Origin of the sequence: Pseudomonas sp. LAIL14HWK12:I7 (assembly GCF_000483465.1) — a bacterium.
Classification (GTDB): domain Bacteria; phylum Pseudomonadota; class Gammaproteobacteria; order Pseudomonadales; family Pseudomonadaceae; genus Aquipseudomonas; species Aquipseudomonas kermanshahensis.
On the sequence record NZ_AXYZ01000009.1, the window covers coordinates 303,384 to 314,383 of the forward strand.

General features: G+C 61.9%; 11 protein-coding genes and 1 rRNA gene. 9 read left to right on the plus strand and 3 right to left on the minus strand.

What is annotated here, in order from left to right:
• Positions 1-21 precede the first annotated feature (21 nt).
• The 7 genes from D886_RS0112425 (at position 22) to D886_RS0112455 (ending at position 4,581) form a co-directional block, all read left to right on the plus strand.
• Positions 22-351: a hypothetical protein gene (locus D886_RS0112425; protein ID WP_027594245.1), complete on the plus strand. Its 330-nt coding sequence runs from the start codon at positions 22-24 to the stop codon at positions 349-351.
• A gap of 67 nt (positions 352-418) precedes the next feature.
• Entirely contained in the window at positions 419-580 is a 162-nt protein-coding gene (locus D886_RS28365) for a hypothetical protein (protein WP_077068735.1), read from the plus strand.
• A gap of 135 nt (positions 581-715) precedes the next feature.
• Complete coding sequence (gene ccoM / locus D886_RS28670) at positions 716-832, plus strand: cytochrome c oxidase subunit CcoM (RefSeq protein WP_003254862.1); 117 nt, start codon at positions 716-718, stop codon at positions 830-832.
• Between the two features lie 181 nt (positions 833-1,013).
• Positions 1,014-3,002, plus strand: coding sequence for an FUSC family protein (locus D886_RS0112440; RefSeq protein ID WP_027594246.1), 1,989 nt, complete (start codon positions 1,014-1,016; stop codon positions 3,000-3,002).
• Entirely contained in the window at positions 2,989-3,195 is a 207-nt protein-coding gene (locus D886_RS0112445) for a DUF1656 domain-containing protein (protein ID WP_027594247.1), read from the plus strand. The genes D886_RS0112440 and D886_RS0112445 overlap by 14 nt, the downstream gene beginning before the upstream one ends.
• A gap of 35 nt (positions 3,196-3,230) precedes the next feature.
• Complete coding sequence (locus tag D886_RS0112450; RefSeq protein WP_027594248.1) at positions 3,231-4,100, plus strand: HlyD family secretion protein; 870 nt, start codon at positions 3,231-3,233, stop codon at positions 4,098-4,100.
• 160 nt (positions 4,101-4,260) lie between these two features.
• Positions 4,261-4,581, plus strand: coding sequence for a DUF2025 family protein (locus D886_RS0112455; protein WP_027594249.1), 321 nt, complete (start codon positions 4,261-4,263; stop codon positions 4,579-4,581).
• 45 nt (positions 4,582-4,626) lie between these two features.
• Here the strand turns inward: D886_RS0112455 and D886_RS0112460 are convergent, their stop codons facing one another.
• Together D886_RS0112460 and D886_RS0112465 are read right to left on the minus strand one after the other, a co-directional pair.
• On the minus strand, positions 4,627-7,215 hold the full coding sequence (locus tag D886_RS0112460) for an EAL domain-containing protein (protein ID WP_027594250.1): 2,589 nt from the start codon (positions 7,213-7,215) through the stop codon (positions 4,627-4,629).
• Positions 7,216-7,271: 56 nt separating this feature from the next.
• Entirely contained in the window at positions 7,272-8,345 is a 1,074-nt protein-coding gene (locus tag D886_RS0112465) for a diguanylate cyclase (RefSeq protein WP_033694182.1), read from the minus strand.
• Positions 8,346-8,475: 130 nt separating this feature from the next.
• On the opposite strand from D886_RS0112465, the gene D886_RS0112470 reads away from it, so the two are divergent.
• The gene (locus D886_RS0112470) at positions 8,476-9,570 is read left to right on the plus strand and encodes an MBL fold metallo-hydrolase (protein ID WP_027594252.1); all 1,095 of its coding nucleotides are present in this window, start codon (positions 8,476-8,478) and stop codon (positions 9,568-9,570) included.
• Positions 9,571-9,573: 3 nt separating this feature from the next.
• On the opposite strand, the gene D886_RS0112475 is transcribed toward D886_RS0112470, so the two are convergent.
• Positions 9,574-10,470: a formate/nitrite transporter family protein gene (locus D886_RS0112475; RefSeq protein WP_027594253.1), complete on the minus strand. Its 897-nt coding sequence runs from the start codon at positions 10,468-10,470 to the stop codon at positions 9,574-9,576.
• Between the two features lie 455 nt (positions 10,471-10,925).
• Here D886_RS0112475 and D886_RS26935 point away from each other — a divergent pair.
• Positions 10,926-11,000 (plus strand): 16S ribosomal RNA (locus D886_RS26935); the annotation flags it as partial.

Sequence of the window (11,000 nt, forward strand, 5' to 3'; positions counted from 1 at the left end):
AGGGGTAATAGGAGACTTTCCATGTTGCCGCCGATTATTCCGCTCAGTGCAGCCCCGGTAACCTCGCAACAGGACCCGGTCAAACCTACTCCCGACATCAAGCCGGTGGTCCCCGCGCAGCCGACTTCCGGTGAAAGCGCCATCAACCTCAAGCAGCAGCGCGACCCGCAGGAGCAGGCCTTGATCCTGCGTGATGAACAGCGTCGTCAACAGCAACGTCGGCAAAAAAGCGACGGCGAGCTTTACAGCGCGTTACCGGGCGATGAAGTCAACGCCGACAACACCGTGCCGGTCGCCCCCTTGATGGGCGAGAGCCCACGCCAGGGGCTGCTGGTCGACATCGAAGTCTGACGCGGGGCTGGTCAGCGTCACTGGCTGGCTTCATCATGCAAGTCTCTGTTGATCGTCGAGCCCACCCATGAGCCAAGACAACCTCATCGATTTCGATGCCGAACGTGCCAAGCGCGTCCACGACCTCAAGGAAAAGCGCCTGAACGAAGTGCGCCAGGCCTTCGAGCAAGCCATGCCCCTGAGCGCGGCAAAGAAAAAGAAGCCCAAGGGCAAGCCCAAGAAGCGCTGAAACTTGACGCAGGTCAACCCTGCGCCCGCCCCGCGTGCCCGGTCCCGGGCACCATTGACCCCGGTCAATTTTCCCCGCCCCCACATTCGTTACCTTGCATCCATCGGACAACGGCAAACGAAGAGGGAGGCCGACATGTTCTTCGACAACGTGGTTATCGCAGGTGTGGTAACGGTCGGGTTGATGGTCGCATTCTTTGCCGGTCTGGGCATTTTCATCTGGAAGGACTCGAACAAGCGCAAGCCGCGCTGACCTTCCGGGTTCACGAGCACGCAAGGCATTTAGGGCGACTTCGGTCGCCCATTTTTTTTGCCTGCGAAAAGTCGGGCAGCGCATTTCAATAAAGATGATTAGCTAGCTAATTAATCGTTTCCGCATTATCCTTCGCTCCATTGTCTATCGTTTACCTGATCATCCCCGCAAGGTCCGCCTCGTGCCCATCACTCTCCAGGCCCTGTTCGCACCCAGCAGCCTCGCCCTCAAGTTCGCCATCAAGACCGTGCTCGGTGGCGGCCTGGCGCTTTGGCTGGCGATGCGCTGGGGGTTGGAGCAGCCGTCATGGGCATTGATGACGGCGTTCATCGTGGCTCAGCCGTTGTCCGGCATGGTGGTGCAGAAGGGGCTTGCGCGCCTGGCCGGCACCCTGGTCGGCACGTTCATGTCGGTAGTCTTTATCGGCTTGTTCGCCCAGACGCCAGGCCTGGTCCTGATCACCCTCGCGCTGTGGCTGGCACTGTGCACGGCCGCGTCGACCCAACTGCGCAGCGCCTGGGCCTACGCCTTTGTGCTGGCCGGCTACACCGCCGCGATCATCGCCCTGCCGGCGATCGACCACCCGTTGCAGGTGTTCGACCAGGCCGTGGCGCGCTGCACCGAGATCTGCCTGGGGATTTTCTGCGCTACCGCCACCAGCGCCCTGATCTGGCCGCTGCGCGTGGAACAGCAACTGGGCGGGCAAGCCCGGCAGGCTTGGCAAAATGGCGTGCAGGCGGCCAGTGCCATGCTGGGGGGAGAGGATGAAGCGCGCAAAGGGCTGCTGGAAAGCCTTGGGCGCATCGTCGCCATCGACAGCCAGCGCGAACATGCCTGGTTCGAAGGCAATCGCGGGCGTCAGCGGGCGCGCGCCATTCGCGGCCTGAGCCAGAAGCTGATGGTGCTGCTGCGTATCTCCCGTTCGGTGCGCCGGCAGTGGCGCCAGCTCGATGAAGGTGAAGCTCGGCACCTGGCGCCCTGGCTGGAGGCGGTGCGCGCGCAGTTGGGTACACCCGACCAACCCGGCCTGTTGCTGTTGCGCCAACGCATCTGGGATGCCGCCCATGATGAGCGGATAAGCGCTGCCGAACATTACTGCCTGGCGCGCATGACGCTGTTGCTGGACTACGCAATGGCCGCGACCCAGGCGCTGGACGACGTCGAAGCGGGCAGGGCGCCCAAGGATGTGTCCCAGGGCCTGGCCGCACACCGCGACTGGTCGCTGGCACTGTTGTTCGGTTCACGCAGCGCGCTGGCGTTTCTGGTGATGAGTGGCTTCTGGCTGGCGACCGCCTGGCCCTCTGCGCCGGGCGGCCTGGTGCTGACCTGTGTGGTTTGCAGCTTGTTTGCCAGCCGCGAAAACGGCGCTCAGATCGGCCTTAGTTTCTTGCGCGGCATCTTTTTGGCGATCCCCGCGGCGTTTCTGGTCGGGCAGATTCTTTTGCCGCAGTGGAGCAGCTTCGCCATGCTCTGCCTGGGCATGGGTGTGCCGCTGTTTCTGGGTGCGTTGGGCATGGCCCACCCGCGTACCGGCGCGACCGCGACTTCGTATTGCCTGCACTTCATCGTGCTGGTATCACCGCTCAATGCCATGCAGTTTGGCGTGGCCAGCATGCTCAACAGCGCGCTGGCGATGCTGGTGGGCGTGTCTGCTGCGGTGATGGCCTTTCGTTTGTTGGTGTTCCGTCACCCGGCCTGGCTGGGCAAGCGCCTGCGGGCGGCGACCCAAAGCGACCTGGTGCGCCTGACCCGGCGCGACCTGCGTGGCGCCGACAGCTGGTTTGGCGGGCGTATGGCCGATCGCCTCTTGCAACTGGCGCGGCATGCCGGCGAATTGCCCGAAAGCGAGCGCAAGCGTTGGGATGACGGCTTGCACGGCCTGGACATCGGCGACGAACTGGTGCACCTGCGCATGTGCCTGGCGGTCGCCCAGGCGCCGTTGGGCCGCGCTGAACGCGAGTACCTGCAGCAGGTGGAGGCGGTACTGGCCAAGGGGCCGGCGCCGGGCCGTGGGCAACGCCTGGACAGCGCCAGTGAGCAATTCATCGCCGCCTTGCGTCGGCTGCCGGCAAGCGACCCGTTGCGCCTGGCTGAAGGTGCAGTGCTGCAGTTGCAGAAGAGCTGGGGCAAATGGTGCCGCTGGCAGGAGGACGTGCATGGGGTTGCGTGAATGGGCGCTGGGCGGCGTGCTGCTGAGCCCGTTTCTGATTTATGTGCTGCTGGCGTTGGTGCTCACCGGGGTGTTGCGCTTGTTGGTACAGGCCACGCCGTTGGGTCGCTGGATCTGGCATGAAGCGCTGTTCGACGCGGCGTTATTCGTGTGTGTGTTGTTCCTGGTGGTGCGAGTACTAGGGGCTGCATAAAGGCTCTTGTAACGATTTTTGTAAGGAGTGATTCAATGCGTGCCGCCGTACGTACCCTGGTAACCCTGTGTGTGGTCGCCCTTGCCCTGTTGGCAGGCTACCAGCTGTGGCAGTACTACATGCTGACACCCTGGACCCGCGATGCCCGCGTGCGTGCCGACGTGGTGGTGATCGCACCGGACGTTTCCGGTTGGGTGCGTGAGCTCAAGGTGCATGACAACCAGCAGGTCAAGGCGGGCGATTTGCTCATGAGCATCGACCGTGAACGCTTCCAGGCAGCCTTCGACCAGGCCAGCGCCGTGACCGAGACCCGCGCCCAGCAACTGCGCTTGCGCGAGCGCGAAGCGGCGCGGCGTACTGCCCTGGGGCCGGAGGCAATCAGTGCCGAGCTGCGTGAAAATGCCCAGATCAACGCCGCCATCGCCCGCGGTGAACTGCATGAGGCCGAGGCGCAACTGCAAGTGGCCAAGATCAACCTGGCGCGCAGCGAAGTGCGGGCGCCGCGCAGTGGCCATATCACCAACCTGCGCCTGGCCCAGGGCAACTACGTGAACACCGGGGAGTCGGTGATGGCCCTGGTGGACGATTCGACCTTCTATATCCAGGCCTACTTCGAAGAAACCAAACTGCCGCGCATCCGCGTCGGTGACACGGTCAAGGTCTGGTTGATGGGGGCGGGCGAGGCAATGCAGGGGCATGTGGAGAGCATCAGCCGGGGCATCACCGACCGCAACAGTAATCCGGACAGCCAACTGTTGCCGGAGGTGGAGCCGACCTTCAACTGGGTGCGTCTGGCGCAGCGGATACCTGTGCGGATCCGCCTGGACGAGATCCCGCAGGGCATGAACCTGAGTGCCGGCATGACTGCCAGCGTGCAGGTGCATGAGGACCGGGTTACGCAATGAAGGGAATGCCGAACCCTCTTACGGGGCTGCCGGCGGCTGGCGGAAAACCTTGGCGAATGCGCGGTGACTTGCGTTAGGCTGGCCGCTGCGAGTTGCCCGGCAGAGGCGACCGTTTGCAGCCCGGCGTGCGCCACTTTCGACTTGATTGCGAGGTTACGGCATGGCCATCACTTCCCAGGACATCTGCAACGCGGCGGAGCAGCTCAACGGTTTCGTTGGCTTTCATGGCAAGCGCGGCGTCCATATCGTGCGTTTTTCCGAGGACTCGTTCGGCATGGACGTGGCCGACGACAGTATCACCCCCTGCAGCGAATTCGTCTGGCGGCCCGAGCAAGGCCCGCGCATGGCGTTGTGCCGAGAGCGCCTGGCACTGCTGCTGGACCAGCATGTGGATGACCGCTTGAACATTGGCGAACCCTTGCGTACTTATCAGCGGCGCAGCGATTTGCCCGAGATCGTGGCCGAGCGCAACAAGCGCTGACGCCCTGCTGTTCACGGGGGCAGCCTTGTTCTGCGAAGGCTGCCTTTACAGCAGGCGCCTGGCCGAGCCTGTGGGCGCCTGTTGCAGCAAGGCTTCGAGCGCCTCTTTAGGTAAAGGCCGGCTCAGGAAATAACCCTGCACCTCATGGCAGCCGTCCTTCTCCAGTGTTTTGAGCTGCTGTTCACTTTCTACGCCCTCGGCCGTCACGGTCAGCCCCATGGCTTCACCCAGGTTGATGATGGCTTGCACCACGGCGCGATCATTGCCACTGGTGTTGTTCAGCCCGGCTATGAAGCGTTTGTCGATCTTGATGCTGTCGAACGGGTACGTGCGCAGATAGCCCAACGATGAGTAACCGGTGCCAAAGTCATCCATGTTCAGGCGAACACCCAGCTCCTTTAGCGAAAGCATGGTGCTTAGCGCGCCTTCGATGTCGTTGAGCATCACGTTTTCGGTGATTTCCAGTTCAAGGCGCTGGGCGGGGAACGCGGTTTCCAACAGGATCTCGCGAACATCGGCTACCACGTCGCTGCGCAAGAACTGCGCAGGTGACAGGTTTACCGATATCAGCAGGCCCTCCGGCCAGTCGTGGGCCGTGCGGCAGGCTTCGCGCAGCACCCAGCGGCCCAGCGCGACAATGATGTCGCTCTGCTCGGCCAGCGGGATGAAGGTGTCTGGCCCGAGCAACCCCTCCTGCGGGTGCTGCCAGCGCAGCAGGGCTTCGACCGCGACGATGCGCAGGTCGCCCAGGCGATAGCGTGGCTGGTAATGCAACGCGAATTCCTGGTTTTGCAGGGCCCGGCGCAGATCATTCTCCAGTTGTCGGCGGTACTGGATCTGTTTGTTCATTTCGGCGGCGAAGTACCGCCAGGTGTTCTTGCCCTCCGCTTTGGCCTGGTACAGCGCGATGTCGGCGCAGCGGATCAGTTCGCCGGCATCGAAGCCCAGGGTGCGGCTCTGGGCGACGCCGATGCTAGCGCCGATGTGCAGGGGCTGGTTGTCGAAGACGATTGGTTGCTGCAGCAGGCTAATCAGGCGGGCGCAGAAACGGTCGACTTCAGTGCGGTTATCCATGCCATTGAGCACCAGAATGAACTCATCGCCACCCAGGCGCGCGACCAGGTCGACATCGCGGGTGGTGTCGCGCAGGCGTGTCGCCACCTCTTGCAGCACAGCGTCACCGGCGGCATGGCCGAGGGAATCGTTGATCGGCTTGAAGTTGTCCAGGTCCAGCAGCAGCAACGTGAGTGGGGGCGAGTCGCTGCCGCGCAATAACAACTGCTCAAGGTGCCGAGCGAGTTTGTTGCGGTTGGCAAGCCCGGTCAGCGGGTCATGCAGTGACAGGTGCTGGATGCGTGCATGGGCGTCGACTTCGTCAGTGATGTCGCTGGCGGTGCCGCGAAAACCCGTCGGTTTGCCGTCGTACCAGATCGCCCTTGCCGAGATGCGGCAATAGCGGTTTTGCCCATTGTGGTCACGGTAGGTACAGCGCAGGTTTGCCAACTGCTGTGGGTCGGCGGCGGCCAATGCGTCCAGCCAGGGTGAGAGTGGCGTGGTGTCGCAGGCCAGCAGCTGGTTTACCGGCTGGCCCAGCCAGTCGTCCACCGGGTAGCCGGTGACGCTGACGAAACGCTGTGAAAGATAGGTCAGGCGTTGTTGTCGGTCGGTTTCCCAGATCCAGTCGGATGCGGCTTCGGCGACGGCGCGAAAACGCTGCTCGCTGGCCTCCAGGGCCTGGTTGCTCTGCTGCAGGCGCGCCAGGCTAAGGTCGATGGCGCGGGAGCTGCGCAAGGCGTGGCGGAACAGGTAAAGCATCACCAGGCCGAGTATCAGCAGCGCGCACAGCAGCGGCGGCAGCATCGCCCACAGTAATTGCTGGCCCGGCAGCGGGCTGGTCCAGGCCAGGTGGAAGCCGGTATCGCCCAGCGCGATACGCTGCTGGCCATGCTCGCCGGTAGCGTCTTTCTCGAGGTGCATGCCCGCCAGGCCGGCGCCGGTACCCAACCGTGTGAGTTTGTCGTCGGTCAACTGGTCGACGAACAGCATGACGGGTGCCTGGCGCACTTCGCTGTCCGACACGTCTTTGTCTGGCCGCACGGCCGCGGCGCTGAGCACGGCGGGCCATCCGTTGAACAGCACGAACCGGGTGATTTGTTCGCGGGCGCTGGCAGCCCCCCGCGCTTCATTGATGATGGGTTGCAGCGGCGCTTCTATATAAGTGCTGGCGCTCGCTTCACTGGGCTTGCCTTTGAACAGGGCGTAGGTGGTGCGCTGGTCGTCCACCACGAACACACCTTCGTAGCCACTGGCGCTGTATAGCGATTCCCCGACGTTCTTCTCTTCATAGGCCCACTGCCAGTCCGCCTTGCCGGCCAGGTGTTCAAAGGCGGCATCCCACACGGCATAGCTGGACAGGAATTGGCGTGAGGCAAGCAGCCGTTGCTCGAGAGCTTGTGAGGCATGGAAGGCGCTGCGCTGTTGCTCTTGGTGATCGAGGGTGGCGGCGATGTTGAGCAATGCGCCCAAGGTGACCAGGCAGGCCAGGCCAAAGACCACGCAAAAGCCTGCAATCAAGCGGCGAACTTGAAATCGGGGTGTGGGTAGGGTGGGTGGAAGGTTGGCGGTCCTGGCCATGTGCGGGTGACTCCTTCAAGAACAGCAGCCTCCCGCAAGGCAATCAGGAAGGAGGTTCAGTCAGGATAGGCCAGCCTGAGGCCGGTGGCCTCGCGTTGCGCGAAATTGACCTGGTCGCGGCCAGCGTGCTTGGCGGTGTAGAGCGCCTTGTCGGCCTGTTCGAGCCAGTGTTCGGGGGATTCAAGGTCAGCGTCGAAGGCAGACAGGCCGATGCTGAGGCTGATCCGCAAGTGTGGTAATTGCGGGTTGCGGTAGCTCGCCACCCGCTCGCGCAAGCGCTCCATGGCCAGGCAGGCCTGGGCCTCGTTGGTGTCCGGCAGGATCACGCAGAATTCGTCGCCACCGTAGCGCCCGGCCTGGTCGACCTCACGCAGGTTGCGTTTGAGCTCTTCGCTCATCTGACGCAGCACGCAATCGCCGATTACGTGGCCAAACGTGTCGTTGATGGTCTTGAAGTGGTCGATGTCGATCAGGGCGATGACCGCCTGTTGCTGCTGTTGCTGGCAGGTCTGGAACTTGAGCAGCAGCAGGTCTTTCCAGGCACCGTGGTTGAGCAACCCGGTCAGGCTGTCGGTAAGGCTTAGCGCACTGAGGCGGCGCTTGTGCTCTGCCAGTTTGATTGCCAGGCGGTAGCAGACCCAGCCCAGGGCCAGCGGGTAGAGCGTCAGCATTGGCAAGCACGCGTAAACCTGCAAGGGCGTGGCAGTGAGTTGCAAGCCAGGGCCGAGCACGAGCGTGGCCAGGAGCATGCCGGCAAGCTGGGCCAGCACGCCGCGAACGACCAGGCGCTTGCCGCCCGCGGCCACGTTGTTCATGGTCATCATCGACAGCACGGTCACGCTGGGCAGTGGGTTGAAGTGCATGGCGGCGGTCCAGAAGCCGCCCATCAGCGAGTCCAGCAGCAGATTGCGCTGTTCTGCCTGATAAGGCGCTGCCGAGCGCATCGCCCACAGGTAGGCTAAATGCGGCCAGACAATCCCGTTGAACAGCACCAGCAGCCAGACCCAGGTAGGCGGCGATAGCGGCGCCATGGCAGCCATTACACTGAACAGGCCGATGCCCATGCCGATGATGCGCGGCAGGTAGATGCGCTTGACGAAAGAAAGGCCCTTGCCGCTGCGGTTGTCCATCATGGTCATCGTTCTTCTGCTAAGGCGCCGTTTATCGCATAACGCGTGTGAATATTGTTGAACAGTGTTTCATCTATGAAAAATGACCTTACAAGCCAATTCACGGTTGATCTGATCACTGTGGGGTAATATGAAGGCTTTCCTGTTGCTTGGAGTGCTCATGCTCGTGGTTCCCATGGCTAACGCTGCCGGCGAGTCGGCGCCTCAACGGGACGGTCGTTTCCATAACCAGGCCCGCCTGCCTCAAGACGGCGTGATGAAAAAGCTGCGCATCGGCCTCAAGTACCTGTTTTTGCGCAAGCCGCCCGACACTCGGCCCTCCACCCCCCTCCATGTGCAGCCCATGACCCGGCAGCAGGTGCTTGATGCACCTGATCACAGCCTGTGGCGCCTTGGCCATTCGACGATATTGCTGAAGTTGCGCGGGCGCTTCTTTATTACCGACCCGGTATTCGCCGAGCGCGCCTCACCGGTGCAGTGGGCAGGGCCGCAACGTTTCCATGCGCCACCGCTTGGCCTGGACGAACTGCCGCCATTGGCCGCGGTGATCCTGTCCCATGATCACTTCGATCATCTGGATGAGCAGGCGATTCGACGGCTTGCCCCGCGTACGGGGGTGTTTCTGGCACCGCTTGGGGTGGGTGACCTGCTGATCGAATGGGGGGTTGCAGCAGACAAGGTGCGCCAACTGGATTGGTGGCAGGACACTGAAGTTGAAGGGGTACGCTTTGTCGCGACCCCAGCACAGCACTTTTCAGGGCGTGGCCTGTTCGACAGTAACCGGACCTTGTGGGCGTCCTGGGTGGTGATCGATGAACAGCTGCGGTTGTTTTTCAGCGGCGATACAGGCTACTTCGAGGGCTTCAAGCAGATCGGTGAGCGTTTTGGGCCTTTCGACCTGACCCTGATCGAGACCGGGGCCTATAACGTCGCCTGGCCGAGCGTGCACATGCAGCCGGAGCAGAGCCTGCAGGCACACCTCGACCTGCAGGGGCGCTGGATGCTGCCGATTCATAACGGCACCTTCGACTTGTCCACCCATGCCTGGCAAGAGCCATTCGAGCGCATCCTCGCCCTCACTGAGCAAGCGCAGGTGCGGCTATGCACCCCGCAGATGGGCGAGCGGGTCAGCCTGGACTCGCCGCATGCCGGGCAAAACTGGTGGCAGCCCAAGCCTGCGCATCAGCGAGAGCGGTCGACAGAGCGCGCCGTGGCGGTGCGCTGAGGGTCATTTTTCAGCGTCTCGCTGGCGAGGTGAGGGCGGCTTCTGGTCCTCCAGTAAACGCGAAGGCGGTTTGCCGCTGTCACTGCGCACCTGCGCATGGCTTATCAGCGCGAAGATGAAGCTGCCACCGATGATGTTACCGGCGAGGGTCGGCAGGGCGAATGCCAGCAAGAAGCTGCGCCAGGTCTCTTCACCGGCCCAGACCAGGTAGGACACTTCCACCGAACCGACGACAATATGGGTGAAGTCACCCAGCGCCATAAAGTAAGTGATCATCAGGATGATCCAGATCTTGGCGTGCTCCATCGACGGGATCATCCAGACCATGGTGGCGATCATCCAGCCCGACACGATGCCTTTGGCGAACATCTGGCCGATATCGTTCTTCATTACCTTGCGCCCGACCTCTAGGAAGGCCACATCGGTCTTGCCGTCGAAGATCGGCAGTTCCAGCATGACCCAGGCCACCAGCAGGGTGCCGGCCAGGTTGCCGAGCAATACCACGCTCCATAGGCGCAGCAGGCGACCCAGGTTGGCCAGGGTAGGCGAGGTCATCACCGGCAGCACGGCGGTGAGTGTGTTCTCTGTAAACAGTTGCTGGCGGGCGAGGATCACCGCCAGGAAACCTGCACTGTAGCCAATGCTTGCAATCACCTGGGCGCTGTCGCCCTCGGGGAGGCGGGCATAGAACAACCCCATGGCCATGAGCGAGAGCCCCATCGACAACCCGGCAGCCAGCGCTGACCACCACAGGGCTGCGATCGTGCGCTCAAGCTCTTGGTCGCCCTGGTAGCGAATGATCTCGTGCAGCACCGCTGCCCTTGGCGGCTGGTTATGGCTGACCTCCTGCTCTTCGTCCGCCGACAGGCCTGGCGTTTTCTCGCTTTGCGTCTCGCTCATGGTTGCCACGCTCCGTGGGGTGTTTATCTACAGATCGGTTGCGTGTTCATTAGTTGCGAAGGCCGGCCAAGTACTGCTGGAAAGTTTTTTCAGATCAGGGTGTTGACTCTGATTTCAAAGCGCGTATTATTCGCCTCCTCGCAGCGATGAACGCTTCGGGGCAAGCGGCAAGTTGTTGAAGTTAAAAGCTTTCGAAAGAAAGCGAAGTTAAAAACTTCAAAATAAACGCTTGACAGCAAATGAGGAAAGCGTAGAATGCGCGCCTCGGTTGAGACGAAAAGCTCTTAACCAAACGCTCTTTAACAAATTGAATCAAGCAATTCGTGTGGGTGCTTGTGAGTACGGACTGATAGTCACAAAGATTATCAGCATCACAAGTGACCATGCGAGAAATCACATAGTCATTTGAGATTGCTGAGCCAAGTTTAGGGTTTCTTAAAAACCCAAGCAGTATTGAACTGAAGAGTTTGATCATGGCTCAGATTGAACGCTGGCGGCAGGCCTAACACATGCAAGTCGAGCGGATGAGA

Coding starts and splice junctions, on each gene's coding strand:
- D886_RS0112475 (WP_027594253.1), bottom strand. CDS start 10,470: ATGAGCGAGACGCAAAGCGAGAAAACGCCAGGCCTGTCGGCGGACGAA.
- ccoM (WP_003254862.1), top strand. CDS start 716: ATGTTCTTCGACAACGTGGTTATCGCAGGTGTGGTAACGGTCGGGTTG.
- D886_RS0112455 (WP_027594249.1), top strand. CDS start 4,261: ATGGCCATCACTTCCCAGGACATCTGCAACGCGGCGGAGCAGCTCAAC.
- D886_RS0112445 (WP_027594247.1), top strand. CDS start 2,989: ATGGGGTTGCGTGAATGGGCGCTGGGCGGCGTGCTGCTGAGCCCGTTT.
- D886_RS0112470 (WP_027594252.1), top strand. CDS start 8,476: ATGAAGGCTTTCCTGTTGCTTGGAGTGCTCATGCTCGTGGTTCCCATG.
- D886_RS0112465 (WP_033694182.1), bottom strand. CDS start 8,345: ATGGACAACCGCAGCGGCAAGGGCCTTTCTTTCGTCAAGCGCATCTAC.
- D886_RS0112450 (WP_027594248.1), top strand. CDS start 3,231: ATGCGTGCCGCCGTACGTACCCTGGTAACCCTGTGTGTGGTCGCCCTT.
- D886_RS0112425 (WP_027594245.1), top strand. CDS start 22: ATGTTGCCGCCGATTATTCCGCTCAGTGCAGCCCCGGTAACCTCGCAA.
- D886_RS28365 (WP_077068735.1), top strand. CDS start 419: ATGAGCCAAGACAACCTCATCGATTTCGATGCCGAACGTGCCAAGCGC.
- D886_RS0112460 (WP_027594250.1), bottom strand. CDS start 7,215: ATGGCCAGGACCGCCAACCTTCCACCCACCCTACCCACACCCCGATTT.